Raw genomic sequence first — 25771 nt, forward strand, 5'->3', positions numbered from 1 at the left:
GGACGCGATAGGTCAGGAAATGTGGGTGTATCAACACATTTGATCATTTGACGCGACAATTGGTTTCGGTACTTTTGAGACAAATTCAAATGGCGGATCTGACATGCAAGAACGGACATCCATTTTCACACCCGTTCTCTTGGTCGGGTGCTTCATCATCATGGTCAGCTTTGCGGTGCGCGCGTCTTTCGGTGTTTTCCAGATCCCGATTGCAGAAGAATTCGGCTGGCTGCGCACGGAGTTCTCGCTCGCCATCGCGATCCAGAACCTTGCCTGGGGTGTCGGGCAGCCGATATTCGGCGCTGTCGCCGAAAAGATCGGCGACCGGCGGGCCATCATCATCGGGGCGGTTGTCTATGCCCTGGGGCTGATCCTGTCGGCCAATTCCGGGACCCCGCTGGAGCATCAGGCCTATGCCTGGTTGGTGGGTTTCGGCATCGCGGGAACCGGGTTCGGCGTGATCCTGGCGGTTGTGGGCCGGTCGGCTTCCGATGAAAACCGCTCCATGTCGCTGGCGATTGTCACTGCGGCGGGATCGGCGGGTCAGGTGTTCGGCGCGCCGACAGCCGAATGGCTGCTGACGTTTCTGAGCTGGCAGAGCACCTTCCTCGTCTTCGCGGCGGTCATTCTGGCGATGATCCTGACGCTGCCACTGATGCGCGCGCCCGCGATGGCCAGCAAGGCGGAGCTTGAGGAAAGCATGGGCCAGATCCTGGTCAAGGCCTTCCGTGATCCATCCTATACGCTGATCTTCCTGGGGTTCTTTTCCTGCGGATATCAGCTGGCCTTCATCACCGCGCATTTTCCGGCCTTCGTGACCGAGATGTGCGGGCCGATTCTGGCGGGCGGGGTGCTGCATAACATCGGGATCACGACCACATCGGCACTGGGCGCCGTGGCGATTTCGCTGATCGGCCTGGCGAATATCGCGGGGACACTGGCCGCGGGCTGGGCGGGCAAGCGCTATTCCAAGAAGTACCTGCTGGCGGGCATCTACGTGGGCCGCACGGTGATCGCGGCGATGTTCATCATGTTTCCGATCACGCCGGTTACGGTGATCCTGTTCTCTGTCGGAATGGGCGCGCTCTGGCTGGCGACGGTGCCGCTGACCTCGGGCCTTGTCGCGCATATCTACGGGCTGCGCTACATGGGCACGCTCTATGGCATTGTTTTCTTCAGCCACCAGTTGGGCAGCTTCATGGGCGTCTGGCTGGGCGGGCGCATGTATGACGCCTATGGCAATTACGAAGCCGTGTGGTGGATCGGCGTGGCCGTGGGGGCTTTCAGCGCCATTGTACATCTGCCGATCCGGGAGAAGCGGCTGGCAGGGCTGGTGACGGCCTGATCCGGGCGGAGGGCCGCGTTACGTGACCCAGGTCTTGCGTCAGACGCCATAGCGCCGCAGGATTTCCAGTATCTCGCCTGAATGGGTGTAGGTCAGCCCGTGCCCGGCCCCTTCAAGCACCTCATGCGCCGCCTTGCTGTTCCATTCCGCCAAAGTCCCGATGGCGGCGGCCGGGATCACCCTGTCGGCACCGCCCCAGATCGCCAGCACCGGCAGGCCTGCCGACTGCAGCTTCACGTGTTCGGATTCCTGTGTTTTGGACAGCAGCCCGCGCAGGCTGGCCAGCACCGCAGGGGTAAACCCCTGATACTCCGTTTCTTTGGCCTGAAGCAGGGTGACGTCCGGCACCGCAGTGGGCAGATCGCGCTCGGCCCGGACGCCTTTGCGATGCATCCGGGGAAACAGGGCCAGCATCAGCCAGTCGCCGATCAAGGGGGTGTCGATGATGAACCGCATCAGCTTGCCACGCGCCAGCCCCATACCCGCCGGTGCCAGCAGAACCAGCCGGTTGACCCGGTCGGGATGTTCCGCCGCGAAGGCCGTGCTGATCGCCCCGCCCATCGAATACCCGATTAGCGTGATGTCACCCTCGACCCCCAGATGGGCGAGCAATTCGTGTAGCTGGTCGAGAAAGAACGCTCGGTCCTGCGGCGCCCTGGGCCGGTCGGAATAACCGCGGCCGTAGAGGTCATAGGTCAGCACCCTGTAACCCCGCTCGACAAGGCCGGGGGTCAGGCCGCCCCAGACGAAACTGGGCGTGGTCAGACCGTGCACGCAGACGCAGATCGGCCCGTCCGCCGGGCCATGCCAGTTGAAATGCGTGACCCCCTTGCTGAGCCGCACGAATTGCCCCGGTGCCGTGCCGCGCGCGCTGTCGTCCATGCGGTGGCGGTTCCATTCGATCAACGGCGGCAAGGCGATGATCGCCGCCAGGATCAGCAGGACCCCGATCACTGCCCTGCGTTCCAGCGGTCCAGAATATAGCGGCTGGTCATCAGATCCAGATGCGCGCCGCCGCCGTTCTTGAACAGCGTGATCTCATCGCGGGACTCTCGGGTAAACCGGGCAAGGTCGTAATAATCCGCAATCAGATCATCGCGGGTGATTGCACCGGATTCCAGCGGGATATTGATTTCGCCGATATGGCCGATAGTGGTGTCAAAACTGTCGACAAAGATGCGCGCCCGCTTGAGTGCCGCATCATCGGTTTCGCGCATGTCGGGTCGGTAGGCGCCGATCAGGTCGATATGTTGCCCCGGTTGCAGCCAGTCGCCCCTGATCAGGGGTTGGGTCGACATGGTGGCCGAGGTGACAATGTCCGCGCCGCGCACGGCGGTTTCCAGATCCTCGGCAACCGCCAGTCCCGGCAATTCGCTGGCCATGGCCTGAGCGTTCTCCGGGGTTCTGTTCCAGACGGTAAAGGCGGCATCCGGAAAGGCGGCGGAATAGGCTGCATGCAGCGCCCTGCCTTGGGTCCCGGCCCCGACGATCAGGATGTTGCGGCTGTCCGGGCGGGCCAGCCTGCGGGCAGCCAGCAGGCTGTCTCCGGCGGTCTTCCATTTGGTCACCAGATGGAAATCGACAATCGCGGCCATCTGGCCTGTGTCGTCCGCATAAAGGCAGACACCGCCGTTCACCATGGAACGGCCCTGGGCCGGGTTGCCGGGAAAGACAGTGGCTGATTTGACCGCGATGCCCAGGCCGTCGATCCAGGCGGCGCGGTTGAGCAGGGTATCCTTGCCCCGGTAAAGGAATGTATCCCCGATCTCTGCCTTGGGAAGATCATGGCCTGCGGCCAGCGCATCGGTCAGTCCGATCCAGTCAAGCCGCGCCTCGCCCGCATCGAAGGGGATGTTCGGGACATCGGTCATTGCGCTTCCTCCTCGCTCAGCAGGTCTGCCGCGACAAGGCGGCCGGCCCATCCTTCGGGACCCTCGAACAGATGGGTCTGCCATCCCCGCGCGGCAGCGGCGGCGATATTGGCCGCGCTGTCATCGGTGAACAGCAGGGCGGCCGGGTCAACGCCGCTTTCCCTTTCCAGATGGGCAAAGATGGCCGGGTCCGGCTTCATCATCTTCAGATGACCGGAAATGAAATCGCGGTCGAATGACCGGAAAAACGGATAATGGGTTGCGGCCAGATCATAGGTTTCGATCCCGAAATTGGTCAGCGAAAAGACCGGCACGCCGTTCTTCTGCAAGGCCTGCATCAGCCGCACCGAACGGTCGATGGCAGGTGTTGCCATGTCCATCCAGTGCTTTTGCCACAGCAGGATTTCGTCGTACCAGTCCGGATTGGCCCTGGCGGTGGCCTGCACCAGATCGCCAAAGGGTTCGCCCATATCGACCCGGCGATTCATGTCGAAAAGGTCTACGGAAGCGAACAGCGCCTGCCGGCGTTCAGCCCCGATCAGGCGGTCATAGACCGGGAGCGGATCCCAGTGGATCAGCACGTTGCCAATGTCGAAAACGACGGCCTGCGGTTTCATCTGTCTTTATCTCCCCTGCCTGGAAATCCCGGGCGTTCTTTTCAACGAGAAAGGCTATTGCTGCTGTGCCGCGCGCAGGGCGCGCTCCAGCGCGTCCAGAAAACGGGAGCGGTCGGCCTTTGTAAAGCTCTTGCCGCCGCCCTGCCGAAACGGATCGGCGGCACGCAGGTCGGCCATCAGGTCGCGGGTGGCCAGCACGTTGCCGATGTTGGCCCCGGTCAGGGCCTCACCGTTGTGTTTGAGCACCTTTGCCCCCGCCGCCACGCATTTGGCGGCAAGCGGGATATCACCCGTCACCACGACATCGCCCGTGCCCGCGCGTTCCGCGATCCACATGTCCGCGACATCGGGCCCATCCGGCACGATCACCGTCTCGACCAGCGGGTTCTGTGAAGGCCGCAGGCCACCGTTGGAGACGACGAACATCCGCACCTTGTGGCGGGTTGCCACGCGCTCTGCCTCCGCCTTGACGGGGCAGGCATCGGCGTCGATGTAGAGCGCGGTCATGCGCCCCACAGTGCTTCTGCATGGAAGGCGATGTGATCTTCCATGAAGCTGGAGACAAAGAAATAGCTGTGGTCATAGCCCGGCTGCATCCGGAAGGTCGCCTGCTGGCGTTTGGCGGCGATGGCGGCTGCCAGCGCTTCGGGTTTGAGCAGGTCAAGGAACTGGTCAGAAGCGCCCTGGTCGATCAGGATCGGCCCGTCAAATCCCTTGTCTGCCATCAACAGGGTCGCGTCATGGCGCGCCCAGGTTGCCTCGTCGCTGCCCAGGTAGGCAGCAAGCTGTTTCCGGCCCCAGTCGCTTGCGGTGGGGTGCGCAATGGGGGCAAAGGCGGAGACCGATTTGAACCGCCCGTCGAGGTTCATCGCAAGGGTCAATGCGCCATGCCCGCCCATCGAGTGACCGGTGATGCCCTGCCGGTCCAGGTCGATGGCGAAATTTTCGCCGATCAGCGCGGGCAGTTCCTCGGCGATATAGTCCCACATGCGGAAATGAGGTTTCCAGGGGTCTTCGGTCGCGTTCACGTAGAAACCGGCACCTTTGCCAAGGTCATAAGCCTCGTCGTCCGCCACATCCTCGCCGCGCGGCGAGGTGTCGGGAAAGACCAGCGCAATTCCGTGATCCGCTGCCCAGCACTGTGCGCCGGCCTTTGTCATCGCGTTTTCATGGGTGCAGGTCAGGCCAGACAGATACCACAGCACAGGCACGGGCCCGTCGCGGGCTTCGGCGGGCAGGAAGAGGCCGAACGTCATGTCGCAGCCGCAGGTCGCGGAGCCGTGCGAATAGACCCCCTGCGTGCCGCCGAAACAGGCGTTTTCAGAGATCGTTTTCATGGTGTGTCCTTTCGAGGTTTCGGGTCTCATGGAATGATGGAAAGCGGCGCGAACCCCGGTGTCAAACCTGGGTGATCCAGCCCACGACAAGGCTGACGGTCAGGATGCTGACGGCGGTGGACAACAAGATCGCGGTCGAGACCCGGACCGGGGCGACGCCGTAATGCTGGGCAAGCATATAGACGTTTCCGGCCACGGGCAGCGCGGAAACGGCGATGATGACGCCTGCCTTGAACGGGTCCACGCCGAACAGGAACAGCGCCGCAAAGGCGACAAACAGCGGGTGCAGCACCAGTTTGCAAAAGCTCAGCCAGCCCGCGATGTGAATCCGCTCGGGCTGGGTCAGCGCCAGTGAGGCGCCGATGGCAAACAGGGCACCCGGTGTCGCGGCGCCGCCGAGGATGCTGAGAAAGTCGTTCATCGGGTCCGGGATGGGGATCTGCAGACCCGACCAGACGAAGCCCAGAACGATGGCGACGATCATCGGGTTGCGGATCAGGCCCAGCCCGATGGGCCGCAGCATCTGCATCGGTGCCAGACCGCCACGCGAACCGGTAATCAGGATGACGATCAGGCTGGAGAAGACAACCAGGTCTATCGCCAGCGCCAGCAGCACCGGGCCGACCGCCTCCGGGCCCAGCAGCAGGGCGAGCATCGGAACACCGAGGAACCCGGTGTTCCCGATCACCGCGCATTGCGCCTCGATCGCGGTTGTCGGCACGTCCTGGCCGCGCAGGAAACCGACAAGCGTGGCGATCCCGTAGACAAAGCTCGTCCCCCAGAGATAGGCGACCACAAGGCGGGTATCCCAGACCTCGGCCAGTGACAGATTGGCGGAAAATCGGAACAGCATTGCCGACAGGGCAAAGTAGAAGACAAATTTGGTCAGATATGCGGTGGCTTCGGCACTGAAGAACCTGGAGCGTCCTGCCCAGAAGCCCAGCCCGATCAGGGCAAAGAAGGGCAGAGTTTTCATGAAGATCGCCAGCATGTCCCAAGGGGTATCCAGCAATGCGGTCCGGTGCAAGCGTCCTGCTGCACGGAAATACCGCTTGGAACTGAACGATTCGGTTTATATTGTTGTACCTCAATGTTTCGGAGCAGAAATGAACGTTGCCCCCCCAAAGGTTCGCAAGGGCCGGAAATTCGATCAGGTGCTGGAAGGCGCGCGTTCCGTGTTCATGGCTGACGGTTTCGAAGGGGCCAGCGTCGATGAGATTGCCCGCGTTGCCGCGGTGTCCAAGGCGACGCTTTACAGCTATTTTCCTGACAAGCGGTTGTTGTTCATGGAGGTTGCCAGCTCCGAATGCGCCCGTCAGAGCCAGGAAGCGGTCAAGACCATCGACATGTGCGCCCCGCCCCGCGCGGTGCTGGGCCAGGCCGGGCGGCACTTCCTGCGGTTTCTGACCTCGACCTTCGGGCAGCAGGTGTTTCGGATCTGCGTTGCCGAATCGGATCGGTTTCCCGAGCTGGGCCAGAAATTCTACAGCACCGGTCCTGCGGTTGTGCGGGCCGAGATGGTTGCCTATTTCCAGGGGGCCGAGGCCCGGGGCGAACTGCGGATCGAGGATCACGCGCTGGCCGCCGACCAGTTTGGCGAGCTATGCAAGGCCGACATCTGGACGCGGCTGATCTTTGGCGTGACAAAGACCGTCTCTGACGCCGAAATCGACCGGGTGGTGGACAGCGCGGTCGAGACCTTTCTGGCCCGGTACGAAGCATGAGAACGAGATCAAGGAACAGGACATGAAAACACAGATCGCACTTGTCACCGCCGCCGCGCTGGCGGCCTGCGGCCCGCAACAAAACGGCGGCGCCTCGTCTGATGCTGGCGCGGGCGGTGCTGACACCTGTAACGCGGCGGCCTATGCCGGAATGATCGGTCAGGACGCGGTCGTGGCGCTGTCCATACCGGACCCCAAGCGTCAATACCGCCTGGGCGATCCGGTCACGATGGATTTCAACGCGTCCCGCGTGAACATCGTGCTCAACGATACGGATGTGATCATCGACATCACATGTGGCTGAGCGGTCCGGCTGTCTGACCTGCGGCATGGCGTCTTTGACCTGAGGCAGATCAGGCAAGCGTTTGAATCTCGTCAGTGGGCGGTGACAGGAAAATCCGACCCGGACCGGACCATAGACGGGGGGCACGTATGGGTCCGCTGTGCGGACTTATCTACAGTTGATCACTGGCAACCAGGCCCGGAACAAGCCGAAGGCGCCGGGCCGCGCACAGGCCCCTATATCCTGTTACACTTCGGCAAGCGCCTTTCTCGCCCCCCCGCGGCGTTAACCAAATAAAAACTTTTATTGACAATGTATTGGGTTCCCTGCGGGGAACGCTGCGGCGTCTCGTTGCTGATGTCAACACGACCTAGTATGGGGGAAACGAAATACGCATCATTTCCCACCGCCCCCGGATCGCTTGCGATCCGGTTCGCACCCGACCCCGCCCCCCAGGGCGGGTGCGAAACTCCGACCTCGCAAGATGCTGCGAAGTATGGAAAAATGGAGATGCCCCGCCAAATGGAGGGCCGCCCTCGGTTTCGGGTGCGAACCTGCCGTTGAGAGCTGCATTCAATGAACCGAACTTTGAGTCCGGGTGACTAGCACTTGGGGCGGTTGTCCACGATCCGCACGGCTTTGCCTTCGGATCGGGGGACACCGCCGACATCGGCCACATCCACTTTGACGCTGATCCCCACGGTCTGCTTGATCTGGGCAGACAATGCCCTTGCCGCATCGGCGCGCAGCGCGTCCGAGACGGAGGCATCCGCGCATTCACACAAGATCCGCATCTGATCCATGCGGTCGGGACGGGACAGTTCGATCTGGAAATGCGGGGCAAGGCCGCTGGTTGACATCAGCGCCTCTTCGATCTGGGTCGGAAAGACGTTCACGCCGCGCAGGATGATCATGTCATCCGACCGGCCCGTCACCTTTTCCATCCGCCGCATGGACCGTGCCGTGCCGGGCAGCAGGCGGGTCAGGTCGCGGGTGCGGTAGCGGATGATCGGAAAGGCCTCTTTCGTGAGCGAGGTAAAGACCAGCTCGCCCTGTTCACCCTCGGCAACCGGCTGCCCGGTTTCGGGGTTGATGATCTCGGGATAGAAATGATCCTCCCAGATGTGCAGCCCGTCCTTTGATTCCACGCATTCCATCGACACGCCCGGCCCCATGACTTCGGACAGGCCGTAGATGTCGACCGCATGCATGTCGAAGGCCTGTTCGATTTCAAGGCGCATCGCATTGGTCCAGGGCTCGGCGCCGAAAATGCCGACTTCGAGCGAGCTGGCGCGCGGGTCGATGCCCTGCGCGGCGAATTCATCCAGAATGGACAGGGCATAGGACGGGGTGACGGTGATCCCCTTGGGCTTGAAATCCTCGATCAGGCGGACCTGGCGCGGTGTCATCCCGCCCGAGATCGGGTAGGTCGACAGCCCCAGCGCATCGGCACCCAGATGGATGCCCAGCCCCCCGGTAAACAACCCGTAGCCATAGGCGTTGTGCAACATGTCGCCGGGACACATTCCTGCCGCACGCAGGGACCGCGCCACCACGCTGGCCCAGTTGTTCAGGTCGGCCTGCGTGTATCCCACGACCGTCGGCTGACCCGTGGTGCCCGAGGAGGCATGGATGCGGGCCACTTTCTCGCGCGGGACGGCGAACATGCCAAAGGGGTAATGGTCGCGCAGGTCGGTTTTGACGGTGAAGGGGAACTTTGCCAGATCGGCAAGCGATGTCAGGTCATCGGGATGTACGCCAGCCGCGTCAAAGCTGGATTTGTAGAACGGCACATTGTCATAGGCATGGCGCAGGGACCATTTCATGCGCTCCAGTTGCAGCGCCTCGATCTCGTCCCGGCTGGCAATCTCGATCGGATCAAGGGTGGATCTTTCTGGCGTCAGGTCTTTCATTCTTGGGTCCCCTCCTCAGGAAAATGCTGGCCTTTGACACTGCGCGACAAGCCACGGAACAGCGCGACCGTGCGCCCGTCCTCGCCCGTCACGGTGACGTCGTAGATGCCCGACCGCCCGGTTCTGGATGTCTCCACCGCGCGGGCAGTCAACACCTCGTCAGCCCGGCCGGGGCTGAGAAAGGTGATCTGGTTCTGCTGGGCGACGACAAGCTGGTTGTAGCTGTTGCAGGCAAAGGCAAAGGCGCTGTCGGCAAGGGTGAAGATATAGCCGCCGTGGCAAATCCGGTGCCCGTTCAGCATTTCGGGCCGGACCTTCATGGTCAGCGTGGCCTGTCCGGGTGCGACCGCCGTGATGGTCATGCCCAGCCCGGCAGAGGCCTGATCGGCGGCAAACATGATCTCTGTCGATTTTTCCGCACGTTCCTGGGGGGTCATTTGGCTGGCTCTTTATGTTTCATAAATCCTGAGAATTCCACAGTGCTGTAACTCTTTCAATCATTATCATCTACGCAGGCTCTTGAATTGGGCGGCGAAGGGCGCAACTGTAGAAACATGACAGTGCAATTTCCTCCGCAAGTCACCCCCTTTGAGCGTCCTGCCGAACAGGTCGCGTTTCACCGCACCGAACTGTCATTGATCCTGTCGCTTTACGGACGGATGGTTGCGGCGGGTGAATGGCGCGATTACGGCATATCATGTCTGCGCGACGTGGCGGTGTTTTCTGTTTTCCGGCGCACGGCCGAGATCCCGCTGTACCGGATCGAGAAACGCCCGAAACTGCGCAGCAAGCAGGGGATGTATGCGGTGATCGGGACAAACGGTCAGGTGCTGCGCCGGGGCCATGAGCTGAAAGCGGTCCTGCGTGTGTTGGAGCGAAAGCTGATCCGCGCGGTGGAATAACCTCCCCGTCGCAAGCTCAGCTTGAGGGATGCGAAAGGCGCCGGTGCGCTGTCACGTTGCCGTCGCCCTGTTCGCGGATGCGGGTGATCGCCTCGGCAATCGGTTCGTAAACGGTCTGCATGGCGTGGACATTGGCGTGGATCAGTGTTTCGGGGTCAGCAACCAGCGCCACATGCCCCTTCCAGAACAACAGGTCGTTGCGGCGGTAGGGGCGGGATGCCGGTTCCCCCAGGATATGCTGCTGGTCGCTGTCGCCGGGGCAGGGGATTCCACAGGCCAGCAGGGCGGCCTGCACCAGCCCGGAACAATCAATGCCCCAGCGGCTGTTGCCGCCCCAGAGGTACGGGGTGCCAAGGAACAGCTTGGCGATGGCGGCGGGATCGTCAAACATCTGGTCGGCCTCGCGCAGGTGCACCAGGGGAATGTATCCGATGGAGGTGACGGCAAAATTGCCCTTTGTGCCGGTCACGGCCACCGCGCTGCCAAAGCTGAGACTCTGGCGTTCCAGCGATTTGAAATCCGCCGAGGTATAGGCATGGGTGGCAGGCGCGCAGACCCTGTGGGTCGCCTTGGCCGCGCTGCCCAGCGCGCCGGTGCTGACATGGCCGCAATAGCCGTCCTTGTCCGCCTGAACATAGGTATATCCGGCAAAATCCTCCCCCAGCAGGGTCAGGGTGTCACCAAACAGCAGCTGGCGGTCTCGCGCCCCACCGGGGCTGCGGCACAGGTCGGTGACGGCGGCGGTGACCTGACCCGGTTCCGACCGTGTCACCAGCGAAGCAACGGGTGTCAGACGCGGGTCGCTCATCGGTTGAGAAACGGCAACAGAGCTGCGTGAAGCGCCCGTGTGGCCTGACCGGTGCCGCCCTTGGGGCGGGCAGGGGCAGCGGCAGGTTGCCATCCATAGATGTCGAAATGTGCATAGGGGCTTTCGGTGACGAAACGGCGCAGGAACAGGGCGGCGGTGATGCATCCGGCAAAGCCGCCCTTGGGCGCATTGTCCAGATCCGCGATGCCCGGTTCGATCATCGCCTCATAGGGATCGTGAAAAGGCATCCGCCAGACCGGATCGGCGGTGGCGGCTGCCGCCGCCTCAAGCGCCGAGACAAAAGCCGGGTCATCGCTGAAATAGGGGGCGAGATCGGGCCCGACCGCCACCCGTGCGGCCCCGGTCAGGGTCGCCATGGAGATGATCTGGTCCGGCGCGTCCTCATCGGCGTAAGCCAGCGCATCGGCCAGCACCAGGCGGCCTTCGGCATCGGTATTGTTGATCTCGACCGTCAGCCCCTTGCGCGATGTCAGAATGTCCTGCGGGCGGAAGGCGTTGCCGGAAACAGAATTCTCAACCGCTGGAACCAGCACCCGCAATTGCAGGTCCAGATCCGTGGCCATGATCATATGCGCCAGCCCAAGCACGGCAGCAGCTCCGCCCATGTCCTTTTTCATCAGACCCATGGAGGCACCGGGTTTCAGGTTCAGACCACCGGTGTCGAAACAGACCCCCTTGCCGACAAGGGTCAGCTTCGGTCCGGTCTTGCCCCAGCGCATGTCGATCAGCCGCGGGGCGCGGTCGGCGGCGCGGCCGACGGCGTGGATCATCGGAAAATTCTGCGTCAGCAGGTCATCCCCGACGATGATTTCGATCTCGGCACCATGCTGTTTTGCCAGTGCCAGCGCAGCATCGGCAAGGTCGGGGGGGCCCATGTCCGATGCAGGTGTGTTGATCAGGTTGCGCGTCAGCACCTCGCCTGCCGCTATGGCCTCGATCCGGGCCACATCCAGATCCGCCGGTGCGACAAGCCTTGCCCGCAGGGGCGATTGTTCGCGGTAGCGGTCAAAGGCATATCCGGCCAGGAGCCAGCCCAGTGCCTCGGTCTCTGCCGCGTCCTCGGGCAGGCCGCTGACGATTTCATAGCTGCCTTCGGGCAGGGTCGTCGCCGCACCGGCCAGGTGGAACCGACCCCGCAGGCGCGCCTTCTGTGTGCCGTATCCGACAAGGGCCATCGCCGGTTTGCCCTCGGCATCGGCGATCACCAGCGATTGGCCAAGCGCCCCGGTAAATCCATTCGCGCCGATCCAGTTCTGAACCGCTGCCGGCTGATCGGCGGACCAGCCCGTCAGCGCATCTTCGGAAAGAACGTGCAGCGGCAGGGTATCGGCGGTTTTCGGGACAAATGTGCAGGGCATGGTACGCTTTCGATTTCGGAACAACCTGCGGCGCAGCCTATCCTTTCCAGCGATGCCCGCAAGCCATCAGCTCGGGTTTTCGTCGCTGTGCCAGACTGCGCAAAGCGACCGCTCGCCAACCCGCAGCAAGCGCGAAAGCGTGGCGGCGGTGGCAATGGAATCCCCCCGGTCGATGCAGGTCACGACATCTGTGGCAACGCGGGTCATGGCCAGCATCCCGATCTGGTCACCCACCGCGATCAACGTCCTGGTGTTCTTGCGCAATGCCACCAGTTTCTTGTCATGATACAGGTCCGAACAATGCGACAGCCGCAGCGCGATGTCCTCCAGCGCCCGGCACAGAATGTCTTCGGCATCGGCTTCGCCCAACTGGCGATAGAGCGCGTTCAGCCGTGTTTGATCAACACATACGTTTTCCATAGGTTTCATTTGCAGAACCAGCATAGTCTCACCCCTTGATCAGCCCCCACGGCTGTGGCGTGACTATGCCGTGCAAGTGTTTGAAAAGGGTTGCCGCGCCCTACCTTTTCGCTCGAATTCGCCATTGATTTGGTCTAACTCTGCGGGACCGAAAACAAAGGGATCAGCGCGATGAACAGGGCAAAACCACTGCCGGGCTACCTGATACAGCGGTATCACGGCTGGAAAGCAACGAGCTATGCGGACAACGCATCTTGGTATCGCAGGCTGGCCGACGAGGGCCAGCGACCAAGGGCGATGGTGATCTCATGTTGTGACAGCCGGGTGCATGTGACCTCGATCTTCGGGGCCGATCAGGGCGAATTCTTCATCCATCGCAATATCGCCAACCTTGTCCCACCCTATGAACCCGATGGCGATCATCACGGCACCTCGGCGGCGGTAGAATATGCGGTGCGGGTGCTGAAAGTTGCCCATCTGATCGTGCTGGGCCATTCCAACTGCGGTGGCGTCAAGGGCTGTATCGACATGTGTCAGGGCAACGCGCCCGAGATGGAGGCGAAAGACAGCTTCGTTGGCCGCTGGATGGACATTCTGCGCCCCAAGTATGAAGAGGTCTCCAAACTGCCCGATGGGGTGGAACAGGAACGTCAGCTGGAAAAACTGGCGGTGATGACATCGCTGGAGAACCTGATGACATTTCCCTTTGTCGCGGAGCTGGTCCAGAGCGGCCAGTTGACGATGCACGGCCTCTGGACCGACATCGGCGAAGGCGGGCTGGAATACTACAGCGCGGAAAGCAGGCGCTTCCAGCCGGTATAACCGGGGCGGCGTATCGGGCAGGCGCCACTGGCGCCCGCCCTGTCTCTTATCTCAGGACCATGCCATCGGGCCAGTTCAGCTCTTGCTGGATCTCGATTTCGCTGGTTTCACCGGCCGCCACGCCGATGTTCCATTGCAGCACCCCGCGCTGGTCCTCGACATTGGTCTCATCCGGTTCCGGGGTCGCGCTCCACTGGATGACCAGGTCATCCTGAATGGTATAGGGAACCGCGGCCTGAACCTCGACGTCCCAATCGGTTGTGCCCAGATTCTCGATGTCCACGCGGACCCGCTGACGCTGGGCATTGGACCGGCTGATGATGCCGCGATCGCCTTCGGACTGGTTCAGGATCGTATAGGTCAGTTGCAGGTCCTCGATGGGGCCAAAGGGGACATCGCCCTCGCCGCCTGCCGGAACCTGCGGGAAGGGCGCGCGCCCGACCAGCGTGTTGTCGATGTAAAGCGCCGCCTCATCCGCCGCCAGCAGGGGTTCCTGCGTGGTATTGGTGAATTCGGCCATCAGATAGGCCGTGGTGTCGAATGCCGGGGCTGCATGGGCATAGCGGCGCGCGTCAAAGCTGAGCTGGTCCAGATTGACTCGTGTCGCGTCGACGCCACTGGCCAGATCAAGCGGGCGCGCCACGGTGTAGGTCACACCCGGCCCGTCAAAGGAGGTCGCGACACTGTCGTTGAACCGGACCGCCGATTCCATGACAGGTGCCGCTGCATCCATGCTGCCGCCTTCCTTGCGCAGGGAGGCCAAGGGGCGCGGCGGCTCAGGCTCTTCGATCCGGCGCAGTACCGGTGCCACGATGCTGGGGCTGATCTGTGATGCGGGTGCCAGCGTCGAAAGGGTGACCGCCACATCCTCCCAGTTCTCGCCGCTGTACTGCGCGATCATGGCCCCCCGGGTGATTTCCAACGTCGAAGGGTCCTGGCCCCGCAGGTATAGGTCATAGACCGGCCGCCAGCCTGCATCGACGGGATAGCTCAGGGACAGGGTCAACTCGGCCTCGGCTTCGGCTGTGACGGACAGGGTCAGCTGCGACACTTCCTTGGCCGGCGGCGTGAGCGCGGCAAGGGCGGCCTTCGCGTCGTTCAGTTCCTTGTCCAGATCCTCGCGGTCTCTCTCGATGTCCCGGGCGCGCTGCTGCGCCACAAGGGCGGCCTGCCGGGCGGCCAGTGTCTCGGTTTCGACCATCCGGGCGATATCGCTCAGGGTTGTCACATCGCTTGGCAGCCCCTCGTTTGTGCCCAAAGCCCCCAGAAAGCCGACCTTTGCCTCTGCTGCTGCAGCGGCAAGACGGGCCTCCGCAACCCGGTCCTCAAGATCGGTGATCGCGCGTTCGGCGGCCTTGATCCGGTCCTTTGCTGCGGTGATTGCCGCGCTGTCGGTATCGGGACGCGGGGGAATGGCAGAGGAACGGAATTGCGTCGCCCCAAGGCGCGCGCCATCCAGGCTGACCCGCAGCATGTCGCCCTGCAGCCAGGCAGGCAGGTCGGGCAGGATAACCTCATGCGTGCCCGCAGGAACGCTAAAGGCGACCTCGCGCGTGACCTGCGCGCCGTAGCCATAGACGACCGCGGCAGTGGGGGCACTGGCAAGGGTGAAAGTGTCGGCCTGGGCCATGACGGGCAGGCCCAGGAGGCATGCAGCAACAATACGCATCGGGTAATCCCTGTGATCAAAAACTGATCATATTGTGCAAGTCTGCCAGGCAAAAGAAAAGGGGCCACAAGGCCCCTCATCCCGGTCAAAGCGAAAGCCCGCCTAGCGCATATCGCTCAAAAGTGGGAACCGGTTTTGGGCTCCCCGGATATGCGAAATCAATAGGTTGGAGCGCGTCGCGTGCATGTAAATGAACGCGAAACGCTCTAACCTTTTTTCAGAACCTCACGGCCCAGCAGTTCAGCGATCTGCACCGCGTTCAGGGCGGCACCCTTGCGCAGGTTGTCGCTGACGCACCACAGGTTCAGACCGTTGTCGATGGTGCTGTCCTGACGGATGCGGCTGATGAACGTCGCGAAATCGCCCACGCATTCGATCGGTGTGACGTATCCACCGTCCTCGCGCTTGTCGATCACCATGATTCCGGGTGCCTCGCGCAGGATGTCGCGGGCTTCATCCTCGTCCAGATGGTCCTCGAATTCGATGTTGATCGCTTCGGAATGGCCCACGAAGACCGGCACGCGCACGCAGGTTGCCGTGACCTTGATCTTTGGGTCCACGATCTTCTTGGTCTCGGCGACCATCTTCCATTCTTCCTTGGTCGATCCGTCTTCCATGAAGACGTCGATATGCGGAATCACGTTGAAGGCGATCTGCTTGGTGAACTTGCGCGCGGGCTTGTCATCGACCGGGTTGTAGATCGATTTGGTCTGATCCCAGAGTTCGTCGATGCCTTCCTTGCCCGCACCGGACACGGATTGATAGGTGCTGACCACCACCCGCTTGATCGTCGCGCGGTCATGCAGCGGCTTGAGCGCCACAACCATCTGCGCGGTCGAACAGTTCGGGTTGGCGATGATATTGCGCTTTGCGTAATCATGGATCGCCTGCGGGTTCACCTCGGGCACGATCAGCGGCACATCCGAATCGTAGCGGTAGAGCGACGAGTTGTCGATCACCACGCAGCCGGCCTTGGCGGCGCTGGGCGCGTATTTCTTGGTCGCGTCGGACCCCACGGCGAAAAGCGCCATGTCCCAGCCCGTGAAGTCGAACGTGTCCAGATCCTTGCATTTGAGCGTCTTGTCCCCATAGCTGACTTCCGTACCCATGGACTTGCGGCTGGCCAGGGCCACGATCTCATCCACGGGGAACTGGCGCTCGGCCAGAATGTTCAGCATTTCGCGGCCCACATTGCCTGTGGCGCCCACGACGGCGACGCGATAACCCATCTGAATTCTCCAATGTTATATGTGATGGTGGCTGCCCTTTATCCCGCCTGTCGGCAAAGGGAAAGGGCTGCGCGATATGCAAGCCCTCAGGCGGTGCGGTCGCTGCTGAAAAGGTACACCAGCAGCCCCGCGACCAGGCAGCTGCCCAGCAGGACAAAGACCATCGCATAAGGCAGCACCACATCACCCGTGCCCGCGTAGTTGTGATAGACGCGGGCAGAGGCGAATTGCAGGATGCCGACCCCGCCGATGCTGAAAAGGTTGAGCATGGTCACTCCCCGCCCGATCAGATGCGGTGGCAGAAAACTGCGCCCATGTGCCATGATCACGGCATAACCGCTGCCAAAGAAGCCGATGACACAGATCAGCCCCACCGACAGGGCCAGCGAATGCGCGGGCAGCAAGATTACGGCAAAGGTTGTGAGGCTGGTGACCATTGCACCGCCCGCCAGCATCCATTTGCGCGAGGGAAAGAGCCGGTCGGCAAAGCCGTAGAACAGAGTGCCGGCGATCATCGCGGTGCCCATCAGCAGGCTGGCAACGCCCACCGCGCTGGTGCCCGCCCCGAACACATCCGTCAGGTAGGGACCGATCCAGAGGCCCCGCACCGCGCCCGGCAGCGCATAGTTGACGCCCATCAGCGGAAAGATGAACCAGAGCGCCCGCAGCCTGAAAAGCTCTGCCAGCGATCCTTTGCTTTCACCTTCGACCTTGGCAGGGTCCCTGACCCACAGATAGATCGACAAGGCCACCAGCGCGCAAAGGCCGCCCAGCCCCCAGAGCGAGTTGCGCCAGCCCAGCAGTTCCGCCGAGAGCGCCATCGGATAGGAGGCCACGAGGTTGCCCAGGCTGCCGACCCCGACCATGACAGACGCCAGAAGGGCAAACCGCATCGGCGGGTATTCGCGGGCGAAGATATAGTAGGAGGCCATCAGCACCGGCGCGCAGCCGAAGCCGATCAGCGTCATGGCGATGGTGATATGCAGCGGGCTGGTGGCCAGTGCAAACACGGCTGCCCCGCCGCCGCCCCCGAGCAGAAGCAGCCCGGCCGCAGTCCGGCGGGGTCCGATGCTGTCCAGGGCCGCGCCGATCGGGATCTGGGCCGCCGCAAAGGCCGCGAACCACATGCCGGAGGCCAGCGCCAGGTCATCGGGCGTGGCACCGATGTCCTGCTCAAGAAGCTTGGCAAGAACCGCCAGGAAGGCGCGAAAGAACTGGCTCAGCACATAGGCGAGCGCCAGCAGGATCAAACCAATATGCATCAGTCGCGGGGTATCCATTTCCGCGCCAGAGCCTGCGCGTTTTGGCTGAGCAGCAGGACATCGGCACCAACTGCAACGAACTGCGCGCCTGCCGCCAGGGCGTCATTTGTCATTTCGTCCCGGGTGGAGAGGATCCCAGGGGCCTTGCCTGCCGCCTTGATCCGGCGCAGGGCGTCCATGATTGCGGCCTGGACATCCGGATGCTGGGCATTGCCCATATGCCCCATGTCCGCCGCCAGATCGGCCGGTCCGATAAAGATCCCGTCCACTCCTTCGACCGCGAGGATGTCATCAAGCGCGGCCATCCCCTTGCGGTTCTCGACCTGGAGCAAAAGGCAGATCTGCGCATCGGCAGTGGTGCCGTAGTCGGTGATCCGGGAAAAGCGTGCTGCACGGGTCAGGGAATATCCGACACCCCTGTCGCCGTGGGGCGGATAGGTCACATCGCGTACCAGCTGCCGCGCCTGCTCGGCGCTTTCGACCATCGGAACCAGAATGGTCTGCGCGCCTGCGTCCAGCATCTGTTTCATCAGATAGGTTTCACCCACCGGGACCCGGACAATCGGGTGACTGGGCGAGGCGGCAAGGACCTGAAGCTGGGCCAGGATCGACCGCAGGTCGTTGGGCGCATGTTCGCCATCAATCAAAAGCCAGTCGAACCCGGCGGTGCCCATCAGTTCCGTGCTGAAGGTGTCGGCAAGGCCAAGCCAGCAGCCAAAGACGGTTTCGCCCGCGCTGAGGGCCTGTTTGAACGGGTTCACGGGTACGGGCATGATGAGGATCCTTGCAGTTTCTGCCGGACCCTACGCCGTGTCGCGTGGTCTTGACCAGAGGCTGCGCATGCGGGCGCGGCTCTCATCCGGGTGGCGGGGTCAGATGACCTTGATCACGTCCTTGTCGATGGCCAGCATGTAGCCGCGCCGCGCGATGTTCTTGACCAGCAGTTCGCTGACGATCTGGTTGCCCAGCGTGTCGCGCAGCCGCTTGATCCGGGTGGCCCCCGCGGCCTCGTCGCAATCGGCGGCGTTGCGGCCGGAAATGACCCCTTCGATCTCGGAGCCGGACAACACGTCGTCGTCCATCCGGGCCTCGGCCAGCACGCTCATGGTTTCCATCGCCGCATCGGTCAGCTTGAAGCCGAGGTTGTTGAGGTAGACGGTATTTTCTTCGCGGCTGATCAGCAGCGAATTCACCTGGATCCCTGCCCGCTCGATCTGGGCCATGCGGCGGTTGAAGCCGACCAGCATGATCAGAAAGACCAGCGCAGCCACCAGCATCGCGGTGGCAAAGACCAACAGCACAAAGATCACCATGCGGTAGCTGTTGAGCGTTTCGGAAAAGGCCGTGCCGGATTGTGCCAGAATCTCCAGCAGCTTGATCTCCGTCCCGGAGGTCAGATCGTCGTTCTCGACAAAGATGCGTGTGACTTCGGCGTTGAAGGCATTGGCATCGGGCAGGGACCAGAACAGCAGCCCTGCCGCGATCAGCAAGGCCGCGACAATTGCTGTAATCCCGGCACCCACGATGCGGCCGCCAAAGCGGCGCATGTCAGAAGCGGAGGTAGTTTGATCCTGCACTGTCTCTCCTCTGTGCCAACCCGTCCTCACCAAAGACCGACAGGATATTGAGCAGGGTCCAGCCCTGCGCCGAAAGCCGGGCGGAAAGCTCGGCCTTGGCGGCGCCTGCATTGCAGGCCCCGTTGATCTGCGCAACGCCGTAATGCAGGCGCAGCGGGTTGTCTTGCTTGGCCTTGTAATCGGCATAACACCCGGCCGCCGAGGCGGGCAGGGCGGCAGCGATCAGGGCCGCAGACAGAAAGGAAAGGATGAGGTGTTTCATGCAATATCTCTGCGCCTTTGTGCGCTGATATTCAATATCCAAAGGGGGTTAGCGCAGCTGTTATCCAATAACATCCCCCTGATATTGCCTGTCTGAGCCCCCTGACCCCAGGTTGATCCCATCAGCAGGCGACTCCCGTCTGCGCCCTCAAAAAGGATCAGACACATGTATCGCCGCATTATCGCTACCATCGCTGCCGCATCCATCGCGATCACCGCCATTGGCGCCATTCCCGCCCATGCCGGAGATCGCGACACCGTGCGGGCCCTTGCCGCCATTCTTGGCGTTGCCGTCGTGGGCAAGATCATTCACGACAACAACAAGAAGAAACGCGCCAATCACCAGCCCGCGCCGGTCTATGACCACCCGCGCAGCGCGCCGCCGCGCTATCATCCGCCGCGTGGCGTCCAGCCGCACCACAATCCGCCCCGCTATCATCCGCAGCCGCGCCCGCTGCCGCGTCATGTGAACAACAAGCTGCTGCCCAAGCAGTGCTTCCAAAGTTTCGACACGCGTCGCGGCACGATCCGGATGTTCGGCGAACGCTGCCTGCAGCGCAACTTTCGCCACGTGAAATCCCTGCCCCAGAACTGCCACTACAAGTTCGGGACCCCGAACGGCCTGCGCAGCGGCTTTGAAGCGCGCTGCCTGCGGGATGCGGGATACAGATTGGCCCGCGGGTAAAACCGCAGGCCATACCCCGCAGGCCAGGTCCCTGACCTGCGGGAAACTGGGGGAGGTGTTCGGGCACTTCCCCCACCTTTTTCAAACAGCCAGCAGATGATTTCAGACGGTCCGGGCCTTGCGGTGCGGGCCGTCTTGGGTTTTGGAAGGAACATGATTCCGGATTACTCATTTGAACAGGCAGCCCGGGGCCGGGGGTTCCTGCGGATCGCCGGGGTGGACGAGGTCGGTCGTGGCCCCCTGGCCGGTCCCGTCACCGCAGCCGCAGTGGTGCTTGACCCCGCGCGCATCCCCGAGGGGCTGAACGATTCCAAGAAACTGACCAAGCGGGCCCGCGCGCGCCTCTATGAAGAGCTCATGCAGGTGGCCGATGTCAGCATCGCCCATGCCAGTGTGGAGGAGATCGACAGGCTCAACATCCTGCGGGCCAGCCACCTGGCGATGATGCGCGCCCTGGCAGGTCTGAAAACGCCTGCAGATTACGCCCTGATCGACGGCAACATGCTGCCCCGCGATCTGACCCTCCCGGCGGAGGCGATCATCAAGGGCGACGCCCGTTCCCAGAGCATTTCGGCCGCCTCAATCATGGCTAAAACATGTCGAGATTGTGTCATGTTGTCCCTGGCGCAACAGCATCCCGGATATGGTTGGGAGACCAACATGGGATATGGATCAAAAAGCCACATGATGGCGCTTCAAAATCTTGGTGTGACCCCACACCATAGACGTTCGTTCAAACCCGTACACAATATGTTGTAGCAAGGTAATTTCTTAAGCATTTGATTCAAAAAAGAAATTGACCACGATTCGCCTTTGACTCATCCTGATGCTCAACCAACGAGTGCAAAATGCACCGGGCACAGAGGCAGAATTGATGAAGACCATGACAAAGGGTGCGGTGGCACTTCCCTTGAACGAAATCCTTGCGGGTGATTGCATCGACGTGATGAACGCCCTGCCGGAGAACAGTGTTGATCTGATCTTTGCGGACCCGCCCTATAACCTGCAATTGCGCGGCGATCTGGTGCGTCCCGACAATTCCAAGGTGGATGCGGTCGATGACGAATGGGATCAATTTGCCAGTTTTGCCGTCTACGACAAATTCACCCGGGCCTGGCTGAAGGCCGCCCGCCGCCTGCTGAAACCCAACGGGGCGATCTGGGTGATCGGCAGCTATCACAATATTTTCCGTGTTGGTGCTGCGCTGCAGGATGAGGGTTTCTGGATCCTCAATGACGTGGTCTGGCGCAAGTCCAATCCGATGCCGAACTTCCGGGGCAAGCGGTTCACCAACGCCCATGAGACGATGATCTGGGCCGGCAAGGACGAGAATGCGAAATATACCTTCAACTACGAGGCGCTGAAGGCGCTGAACGAAGGCATCCAGATGCGCAGTGACTGGGTGCTGCCGATCTGCACCGGGCATGAGCGGCTCAAGGACGAAGCGGGCGACAAGGCGCATCCGACGCAAAAGCCCGAAAGCCTGCTGCACCGCATTCTGGTCGGATCGACCAATCCGGGCGACGTGGTGCTTGACCCCTTCTTTGGCACCGGGACCACGGGTGCGGTTGCCAAGATGCTGGGCCGCGATTTCATCGGTATCGAGCGCGAGGAATCCTATCGCAAGGTGGCCGGCAAACGCATCGCGAATGTGCGCCGCTTCGACCGCGACGCGCTGCAGACCACAACCTCCAAACGCGCCGAGCCCCGTGTGCCCTTTGGCCAGTTGGTCGAGCGGGGGATGCTGCGCCCGGGCGAGAACCTCTATTCCATGAACAACCGTCACAAGGCCAAGGTGCGCGCCGACGGCACGCTGATCGGCGATGACATCAAAGGCTCTATCCACCAGGTCGGAGCGCATCTTGAGGGCGCGCCAAGCTGTAACGGCTGGACCTACTGGTGCTTCAAGCGCGAGGGCAAGACGGTGCCCATCGACGTTCTGCGCCAGCAGATCCGGTCCGAAATGGCCAACTGAAACAGCCTGACTTTATCCGAACACCGCCGGTGCCTGCGGCCTTCCAGATGAAGGTCCGCCTATAAAGGCACTCACCTAAGCCCCGCCCTTGTGGCGGGGCCTTTTTTGTTTGACGGCGCACGCCCGCATCATGGCAGAAAACCACCCTGCCCATCGGAAAAATCGCGCCAGATCTTTTCACCGACCTGGCAATCGCGCGGATCCCGGGCCTGTGCCGGGATCACCCGCGCCGCCGGGGTCAGCCCCGCGATTTCCAACACCAGTTTGCGTTTCACCGCATCCGCAAAATCGGGCCAGTCGGTGACCGGGATGACAAAGGCACCCGGCCCCCCGATGACGCAGGTCTGGTAATAGATGTCGAGCTGCGGCAGGTCGAACTGCGAATAGGCGCCGTCGCTGGTCATCAGCGGCAGCCCGTTGATGGTGATGCCCCGCGCAAGAACCGTATCTCGGGCAAGGGCTACCGGGCCGCCAAGGTTATTGGGGCCATCCCCGGAAATGTCGATCACCCGGCGCAGACCGGCATAGGCGTTGGTCTCGATCAGCTCCGCGCCGAATTGCAGCGCGCCCGAGATCGAGGTGCGGCGCAGGCCGGGATCAAGTTTGGCCGTCAGCCGCCGCGCGAAATCGGCCAGATCGGCGCGCGAGGTGACAACACGCCAATCCACCACGACCTGCTGCGTTCCGGCCCATTCCACATAGGTCAGGGCGACGTTCTGAAGCAGGCCGGACTGCACCGCCGCAAAGACTTCGGAAGACCCGAGCGCCGCGGCATAGCCCCGGCGTTGCAGCTCAAGTTCCGCCTGGGACATGGAGCGGGAGACATCGACCAGCAGGACCAGTTCAAGGTCCACTTCAACCACCTGCGTCTGGGCAACTGCGGTGCGAAAGCCGCCCGACATGCAGGCAAGAACCAGGGCCAGCAGGCCGGGAATCAGGCGAAGGCGACAGAGCATTCCGAAACGTTAAATCGTTTCGGGATAAACTTGAAACATCCCACATCACTTTTCGCGTTCGACCGAAGGGAGAGGCAGCGAACAAGTGATTCAGATTTATCCCGAAACGTTAGGAAGTCACCCTGCCTGTGTAAATTGCCCCTTGCCTGACATCACGGTCATTTCATCCGGGCTCAGCGCGGTTCGGGTGTGCTGTGCCTGTTGTAGGGCGCCCAGTCGGTGATCTCGGGATAATACATTGCCCGCCATTTGCGGACCCTCGGGTTCATGATGCGCCGCCAAAGTGGCGGGATCATCGCCGCCAGCGTCATCACCGGATAGCCATGGGGCAGTTGCGGTGCTTCATCAGGGCCATAGTTCTGCAGGACGGGGAACCGCCTGTCGGGTTTGTAATGGTGGTCGGAATGACGCTGCAGATTGATCAGCAGCCAGTTCGATGCCCTATGCGCCGCGTTCCAGGAGTGGCGCGGCTGGACATGTTCATATCTGCCGTCGCCCAGGTGCTTGCGGGTCAGCCCGTAGTGCTCAATGTAGTTGACCAGTTCCAACTGCCAGATCGCCACACCCGCCTGCACCAGAAACAGCACCAGCCCGGACCAGCCGCCCAGCAATAGGGCCAGCGCCAGCAGCGCGGCCTGAAACCCCCAGTATTTGAAGAACGGGTTGGAAAGGTCGGTCCAGGGCCGGGACTTGCGCGCCAGCATCGCCTTTTCTGCCGCAAAGGCCGAGATCAGCGATTCACGCAGCACACGGGGATAGAAACGGTGGAACCCTTCGTTGTATCGCGCCGTCACCGTATCGCGCGGTGTTGCCACATAGCGGTGGTGCACCAGCAGGTGTTCGGACCGGAAATGCGAATAAAGCACCATCGCCAGAAGCGCATCCGCCAGAAACCGCTCCAGCCGGTTCCGCTGGTGCATCAGCTCATGGGCATAGTTGATCCCTATGGTGCCGGTAATCACACCGACCCCGAAAAAGACCATGAAGCGTTCGAAGGTGCCAAGGTGCTCGGCCTGCGGGACGTACCAGATCAGTCCGAACAGCGTCAGGAATTGTGCAGGAACCCAGATCAGGGTGACAAGCCGATACCAGAACAGGTCGCTTTCCGAGGCAGAGAGGTCTGCGTTGTCCAGGTTCAGCCCCACGACAGCATCCAGCAGCGTGAACAGATACCATGTGATCAGCGGCAGCAGGACAACCGTCCACCCCCCGCAGATCGCCGTGATCCATGCCAGCGGGATCAGCCCCAGCGACAGCCAGAACGGCAGCGCCCGCGTCACGCGGGCAAGCTCCCTTGGCGCTAAGGTTTTACCTTGTATGGTCATGGTATCGGCTCTCTTTTCGCAATCCGATCCTAGTCACCCGGACTCAAAGTTCGGTTCATTGAATACAGTTCTCAACAGCAGGTTCGCGCCCGACCCCGAGGGCGGCCCTCCATTTGGCGCAGCACTTCCATTTTTCCATACTGGGCAGCATCTTGCTAGGTCGGAGTTTCGCACCCGCCGTTTTGCCGAAGGCAAACCTGCGGTTTGACGGGGGCGGGGTCGGGTGCGAACCGGATCGCAAGCGATCCGGGCGCAGGAGGAAATGATGCGCATTTCGTTTCCGCCATTCTAGCGCAGCTTGCCTGCCCGTCAAAGGCCCGTGACATCCTCTGACTGCGACAAATCGAACGCCTTGCGCATCACCGTCGGCAGATCGGAAGGGCGGAAGTCCTGCCTTGGGACAAAGTCGCCGCGTTCGGGCTGCACCTTTGGCCCGACGCGGGCCGTCCGGACGGAAAGGATCAGGTGGAAATGGGTAAAGGTGTGGCGCACTTCACCGGCCAGGTCGTGCCAGCAGGCGGTGACCGGCGGCGTGCCGGCTGGCCGCTCGGTCGCAATGTCCAGCCAGTCCGAACCCGGCCAGCCCAGCATGCCGCCCAGCAGCCCCTTGTCTGGGCGTGTTTCCAGCAACCACGCCCCATCGGTCCGTTGCGCGAGGTATAGCGTGCCGTGGCGCACCGGCTTGGGCTTCTTCGGTGTTTTCATCGGCAGCAGCGGGGCGGTGCCCTCGCGCCGCGCCTTGCAGGGATCGCGCCAGGGACAGATCCCGCATGCGGGCGATTTCGGGGTGCAGATCGTGGCCCCCAGATCCATCACCGCCTGCGCGTAATCGCCCGGCCTGTCACGCGGTGTCAGTGCCGCCGCTTTCTTCATCAGCACCGGTTTGGCCCCGGGCAGGGGCGTGTGAATGTCGTAAAGCCGCGCCATCACCCGCTCCACGTTGCCGTCCAGCACGGTCTGGGGCAGATCAAAGGCGATCGACGACACGGCCGCCGCCGTATAGGGGCCGATGCCTGGCAGGGCCAGCAAGGCCGCATGATCGGCAGGAAAGACCCCATCGTGTTGCGCAACCACGGCCCGTGCGCACTTCAGCAGGTTGCGCGCCCGGGCGTAATAACCCAGTCCGGCCCATTCGCCCATCACATCGGCATCCGGTGCTGCGGCCAGCTCCGCCACCGTCGGCCAGCGCGCGACGAAGCGCGCGAAATAGTCCCGCACCGTGGCAACGGTGGTTTGTTGCAGCATGATTTCGCTCAGCCAGATGCGGTAGGGGTCAGGCCGGATGCCCGCCCTGCGCTCTGCCGGGCCGGTGCGCCAAGGCATCTCCCGCGCATGGAGGTCATACCATTTCAGCAAGATGTGCGGCAGGTTGCCGGGGGACGGTGTTTCACGCAATGTTTATAGGTCCTCG

28 protein-coding genes are annotated in these 25771 nt (G+C 62.2%); 8 read left to right on the forward strand and 20 right to left on the reverse strand.

Annotated elements, in window-relative coordinates; translation table 11 throughout:
• Positions 1-103: 103 nt before the first annotated feature.
• Positions 104-1345: an MFS transporter gene (locus ACWNZ3_RS01290; RefSeq protein ID WP_269363373.1), complete on the forward strand. Its 1242-nt coding sequence runs from the start codon at positions 104-106 to the stop codon at positions 1343-1345.
• 39 nt (positions 1346-1384) lie between these two features.
• Here the strand turns inward: ACWNZ3_RS01290 and ACWNZ3_RS01295 are convergent, their stop codons facing one another.
• The 6 genes from ACWNZ3_RS01295 to ACWNZ3_RS01320 form a co-directional block, all read right to left on the reverse strand.
• Complete coding sequence (locus ACWNZ3_RS01295; RefSeq protein ID WP_496900927.1) at positions 1385-2299, reverse strand: alpha/beta fold hydrolase; 915 nt, start codon at positions 2297-2299, stop codon at positions 1385-1387.
• Complete coding sequence (locus tag ACWNZ3_RS01300) at positions 2296-3216, reverse strand: ornithine cyclodeaminase family protein (RefSeq protein WP_274573324.1); 921 nt, start codon at positions 3214-3216, stop codon at positions 2296-2298. The genes ACWNZ3_RS01295 and ACWNZ3_RS01300 overlap by 4 nt, the downstream gene beginning before the upstream one ends.
• Complete coding sequence (locus ACWNZ3_RS01305) at positions 3213-3833, reverse strand: HAD-IA family hydrolase (RefSeq protein WP_496900928.1); 621 nt, start codon at positions 3831-3833, stop codon at positions 3213-3215. Before ACWNZ3_RS01305 ends, ACWNZ3_RS01300 begins: the two co-directional genes overlap by 4 nt.
• 54 nt (positions 3834-3887) lie before the next feature.
• Entirely contained in the window at positions 3888-4340 is a 453-nt protein-coding gene (locus tag ACWNZ3_RS01310; protein ID WP_114274290.1) for a YaiI/YqxD family protein, read from the reverse strand.
• A complete protein-coding gene (fghA, locus tag ACWNZ3_RS01315) occupies positions 4337-5170 on the reverse strand; it encodes an S-formylglutathione hydrolase (RefSeq protein WP_496900929.1) in 834 nt (277 codons plus the stop codon). Before fghA ends, ACWNZ3_RS01310 begins: the two co-directional genes overlap by 4 nt.
• Before the next feature lie 61 nt (positions 5171-5231).
• A complete protein-coding gene (locus ACWNZ3_RS01320) occupies positions 5232-6161 on the reverse strand; it encodes an AEC family transporter (protein WP_269363627.1) in 930 nt (309 codons plus the stop codon).
• 115 nt (positions 6162-6276) lie between these two features.
• Here ACWNZ3_RS01320 and ACWNZ3_RS01325 point away from each other — a divergent pair, with 115 nt between their 5' ends.
• On the forward strand, positions 6277-6894 hold the full coding sequence (locus ACWNZ3_RS01325) for a TetR/AcrR family transcriptional regulator (protein ID WP_269363383.1): 618 nt from the start codon (positions 6277-6279) through the stop codon (positions 6892-6894).
• 22 nt (positions 6895-6916) lie between these two features.
• Positions 6917-7198 (forward strand): I78 family peptidase inhibitor, encoded by a 282-nt coding sequence (locus ACWNZ3_RS01330; RefSeq protein WP_269363385.1) that lies wholly within the window; start codon positions 6917-6919, stop codon positions 7196-7198.
• A 581-nt stretch (positions 7199-7779) separates the two neighbouring features.
• On the opposite strand, the gene paaK is transcribed toward ACWNZ3_RS01330, so the two are convergent.
• Positions 7780-9090, reverse strand: a complete 1311-nt coding sequence (gene paaK / locus ACWNZ3_RS01335) for a phenylacetate--CoA ligase PaaK (protein ID WP_496900930.1) — start codon at positions 9088-9090, stop codon at positions 7780-7782.
• Positions 9087-9527: a hydroxyphenylacetyl-CoA thioesterase PaaI gene (gene paaI, locus ACWNZ3_RS01340; protein WP_496900931.1), complete on the reverse strand. Its 441-nt coding sequence runs from the start codon at positions 9525-9527 to the stop codon at positions 9087-9089. Before paaI ends, paaK begins: the two co-directional genes overlap by 4 nt.
• Before the next feature lie 117 nt (positions 9528-9644).
• Between paaI and ACWNZ3_RS01345 the strand changes: the two genes are divergently transcribed.
• Positions 9645-9992: a DUF2794 domain-containing protein gene (locus ACWNZ3_RS01345; RefSeq protein ID WP_496900932.1), complete on the forward strand. Its 348-nt coding sequence runs from the start codon at positions 9645-9647 to the stop codon at positions 9990-9992.
• Positions 9993-10008: 16 nt separating this feature from the next.
• Here the strand turns inward: ACWNZ3_RS01345 and ACWNZ3_RS01350 are convergent, their stop codons facing one another.
• The 3 genes from ACWNZ3_RS01350 to ACWNZ3_RS01360 form a co-directional block, all read right to left on the reverse strand.
• Positions 10009-10800 (reverse strand): C40 family peptidase, encoded by a 792-nt coding sequence (locus ACWNZ3_RS01350; protein WP_496900933.1) that lies wholly within the window; start codon positions 10798-10800, stop codon positions 10009-10011.
• Entirely contained in the window at positions 10797-12179 is a 1383-nt protein-coding gene (locus ACWNZ3_RS01355) for a leucyl aminopeptidase family protein (RefSeq protein WP_496900934.1), read from the reverse strand. Before ACWNZ3_RS01355 ends, ACWNZ3_RS01350 begins: the two co-directional genes overlap by 4 nt.
• Positions 12180-12245: 66 nt before the next feature.
• Positions 12246-12623 carry a hypothetical protein gene (locus tag ACWNZ3_RS01360; protein ID WP_274573316.1) on the reverse strand — a complete coding sequence of 126 codons (378 nt, stop codon included), beginning with the start codon at positions 12621-12623 and terminating at the stop codon, positions 12246-12248.
• Positions 12624-12770: 147 nt separating this feature from the next.
• On the opposite strand from ACWNZ3_RS01360, the gene ACWNZ3_RS01365 reads away from it, so the two are divergent.
• Positions 12771-13421, forward strand: coding sequence for a carbonic anhydrase (locus tag ACWNZ3_RS01365; protein ID WP_496900935.1), 651 nt, complete (start codon positions 12771-12773; stop codon positions 13419-13421).
• A gap of 46 nt (positions 13422-13467) precedes the next feature.
• Here the strand turns inward: ACWNZ3_RS01365 and ACWNZ3_RS01370 are convergent, their stop codons facing one another.
• The 6 genes from ACWNZ3_RS01370 to ACWNZ3_RS01395 form a co-directional block, all read right to left on the reverse strand.
• Positions 13468-15090 carry a DUF4139 domain-containing protein gene (locus ACWNZ3_RS01370; RefSeq protein WP_496900936.1) on the reverse strand — a complete coding sequence of 541 codons (1623 nt, stop codon included), beginning with the start codon at positions 15088-15090 and terminating at the stop codon, positions 13468-13470.
• Positions 15091-15296: 206 nt separating this feature from the next.
• Positions 15297-16319, reverse strand: coding sequence for an aspartate-semialdehyde dehydrogenase (locus ACWNZ3_RS01375; RefSeq protein ID WP_114276074.1), 1023 nt, complete (start codon positions 16317-16319; stop codon positions 15297-15299).
• Between the two features lie 86 nt (positions 16320-16405).
• Positions 16406-17581, reverse strand: coding sequence for an MFS transporter (locus ACWNZ3_RS01380; RefSeq protein ID WP_496900937.1), 1176 nt, complete (start codon positions 17579-17581; stop codon positions 16406-16408).
• Positions 17581-18354, reverse strand: coding sequence for an aldolase/citrate lyase family protein (locus ACWNZ3_RS01385; RefSeq protein WP_496900938.1), 774 nt, complete (start codon positions 18352-18354; stop codon positions 17581-17583). Before ACWNZ3_RS01385 ends, ACWNZ3_RS01380 begins: the two co-directional genes overlap by 1 nt.
• Positions 18355-18453: 99 nt before the next feature.
• On the reverse strand, positions 18454-19128 hold the full coding sequence (locus ACWNZ3_RS01390; RefSeq protein ID WP_067290416.1) for a winged helix-turn-helix domain-containing protein: 675 nt from the start codon (positions 19126-19128) through the stop codon (positions 18454-18456).
• Between the two features lies 1 nt (position 19129).
• A complete protein-coding gene (locus ACWNZ3_RS01395; protein WP_269363404.1) occupies positions 19130-19420 on the reverse strand; it encodes a hypothetical protein in 291 nt (96 codons plus the stop codon).
• Between the two features lie 165 nt (positions 19421-19585).
• On the opposite strand from ACWNZ3_RS01395, the gene ACWNZ3_RS01400 reads away from it, so the two are divergent.
• From ACWNZ3_RS01400 to ACWNZ3_RS01410, 3 genes are all read left to right on the forward strand, one after another.
• Complete coding sequence (locus ACWNZ3_RS01400; RefSeq protein ID WP_496900939.1) at positions 19586-20104, forward strand: hypothetical protein; 519 nt, start codon at positions 19586-19588, stop codon at positions 20102-20104.
• A 153-nt stretch (positions 20105-20257) separates the two neighbouring features.
• A complete protein-coding gene (rnhB, locus tag ACWNZ3_RS01405; RefSeq protein ID WP_496900940.1) occupies positions 20258-20863 on the forward strand; it encodes a ribonuclease HII in 606 nt (201 codons plus the stop codon).
• A gap of 115 nt (positions 20864-20978) precedes the next feature.
• Positions 20979-22079, forward strand: coding sequence for a site-specific DNA-methyltransferase (locus ACWNZ3_RS01410; RefSeq protein WP_269363409.1), 1101 nt, complete (start codon positions 20979-20981; stop codon positions 22077-22079).
• 128 nt (positions 22080-22207) lie between these two features.
• Here ACWNZ3_RS01410 and ACWNZ3_RS01415 read toward each other — a convergent pair whose 3' ends face one another.
• From ACWNZ3_RS01415 to ACWNZ3_RS01425, 3 genes are all read right to left on the reverse strand, one after another.
• Positions 22208-23035, reverse strand: coding sequence for a DUF1194 domain-containing protein (locus ACWNZ3_RS01415; RefSeq protein WP_496900941.1), 828 nt, complete (start codon positions 23033-23035; stop codon positions 22208-22210).
• 173 nt (positions 23036-23208) lie between these two features.
• Positions 23209-24360: an alkane 1-monooxygenase gene (locus ACWNZ3_RS01420; protein ID WP_496900942.1), complete on the reverse strand. Its 1152-nt coding sequence runs from the start codon at positions 24358-24360 to the stop codon at positions 23209-23211.
• Between the two features lie 309 nt (positions 24361-24669).
• Entirely contained in the window at positions 24670-25755 is a 1086-nt protein-coding gene (locus ACWNZ3_RS01425) for an A/G-specific adenine glycosylase (protein ID WP_496900943.1), read from the reverse strand.
• Positions 25756-25771 lie beyond the last annotated feature (16 nt).

The organism is Sulfitobacter sp. IGS-18, assembly GCF_059628195.1.

Coding starts and splice junctions, on each gene's coding strand:
- ACWNZ3_RS01360 (WP_274573316.1), bottom strand. CDS start 12,623: ATGCTGGTTCTGCAAATGAAACCTATGGAAAACGTATGTGTTGATCAA.
- ACWNZ3_RS01345 (WP_496900932.1), top strand. CDS start 9,645: ATGACAGTGCAATTTCCTCCGCAAGTCACCCCCTTTGAGCGTCCTGCC.
- ACWNZ3_RS01300 (WP_274573324.1), bottom strand. CDS start 3,216: ATGACCGATGTCCCGAACATCCCCTTCGATGCGGGCGAGGCGCGGCTT.
- fghA (WP_496900929.1), bottom strand. CDS start 5,170: ATGAAAACGATCTCTGAAAACGCCTGTTTCGGCGGCACGCAGGGGGTC.
- ACWNZ3_RS01370 (WP_496900936.1), bottom strand. CDS start 15,090: ATGCGTATTGTTGCTGCATGCCTCCTGGGCCTGCCCGTCATGGCCCAG.
- ACWNZ3_RS01385 (WP_496900938.1), bottom strand. CDS start 18,354: ATGCCCGTACCCGTGAACCCGTTCAAACAGGCCCTCAGCGCGGGCGAA.
- ACWNZ3_RS01400 (WP_496900939.1), top strand. CDS start 19,586: ATGTATCGCCGCATTATCGCTACCATCGCTGCCGCATCCATCGCGATC.
- ACWNZ3_RS01410 (WP_269363409.1), top strand. CDS start 20,979: ATGAAGACCATGACAAAGGGTGCGGTGGCACTTCCCTTGAACGAAATC.
- paaI (WP_496900931.1), bottom strand. CDS start 9,527: ATGACCCCCCAGGAACGTGCGGAAAAATCGACAGAGATCATGTTTGCC.
- ACWNZ3_RS01325 (WP_269363383.1), top strand. CDS start 6,277: ATGAACGTTGCCCCCCCAAAGGTTCGCAAGGGCCGGAAATTCGATCAG.
- ACWNZ3_RS01375 (WP_114276074.1), bottom strand. CDS start 16,319: ATGGGTTATCGCGTCGCCGTCGTGGGCGCCACAGGCAATGTGGGCCGC.
- ACWNZ3_RS01365 (WP_496900935.1), top strand. CDS start 12,771: ATGAACAGGGCAAAACCACTGCCGGGCTACCTGATACAGCGGTATCAC.
- ACWNZ3_RS01305 (WP_496900928.1), bottom strand. CDS start 3,833: ATGAAACCGCAGGCCGTCGTTTTCGACATTGGCAACGTGCTGATCCAC.
- ACWNZ3_RS01380 (WP_496900937.1), bottom strand. CDS start 17,581: ATGCATATTGGTTTGATCCTGCTGGCGCTCGCCTATGTGCTGAGCCAG.
- ACWNZ3_RS01390 (WP_067290416.1), bottom strand. CDS start 19,128: ATGCGCCGCTTTGGCGGCCGCATCGTGGGTGCCGGGATTACAGCAATT.
- ACWNZ3_RS01330 (WP_269363385.1), top strand. CDS start 6,917: ATGAAAACACAGATCGCACTTGTCACCGCCGCCGCGCTGGCGGCCTGC.
- ACWNZ3_RS01320 (WP_269363627.1), bottom strand. CDS start 6,161: ATGCTGGCGATCTTCATGAAAACTCTGCCCTTCTTTGCCCTGATCGGG.
- ACWNZ3_RS01395 (WP_269363404.1), bottom strand. CDS start 19,420: ATGAAACACCTCATCCTTTCCTTTCTGTCTGCGGCCCTGATCGCTGCC.
- ACWNZ3_RS01355 (WP_496900934.1), bottom strand. CDS start 12,179: ATGCCCTGCACATTTGTCCCGAAAACCGCCGATACCCTGCCGCTGCAC.
- paaK (WP_496900930.1), bottom strand. CDS start 9,090: ATGAAAGACCTGACGCCAGAAAGATCCACCCTTGATCCGATCGAGATT.
- ACWNZ3_RS01350 (WP_496900933.1), bottom strand. CDS start 10,800: ATGAGCGACCCGCGTCTGACACCCGTTGCTTCGCTGGTGACACGGTCG.
- rnhB (WP_496900940.1), top strand. CDS start 20,258: ATGATTCCGGATTACTCATTTGAACAGGCAGCCCGGGGCCGGGGGTTC.
- ACWNZ3_RS01310 (WP_114274290.1), bottom strand. CDS start 4,340: ATGACCGCGCTCTACATCGACGCCGATGCCTGCCCCGTCAAGGCGGAG.
- ACWNZ3_RS01290 (WP_269363373.1), top strand. CDS start 104: ATGCAAGAACGGACATCCATTTTCACACCCGTTCTCTTGGTCGGGTGC.
- ACWNZ3_RS01420 (WP_496900942.1), bottom strand. CDS start 24,360: ATGACCATACAAGGTAAAACCTTAGCGCCAAGGGAGCTTGCCCGCGTG.
- ACWNZ3_RS01415 (WP_496900941.1), bottom strand. CDS start 23,035: ATGCTCTGTCGCCTTCGCCTGATTCCCGGCCTGCTGGCCCTGGTTCTT.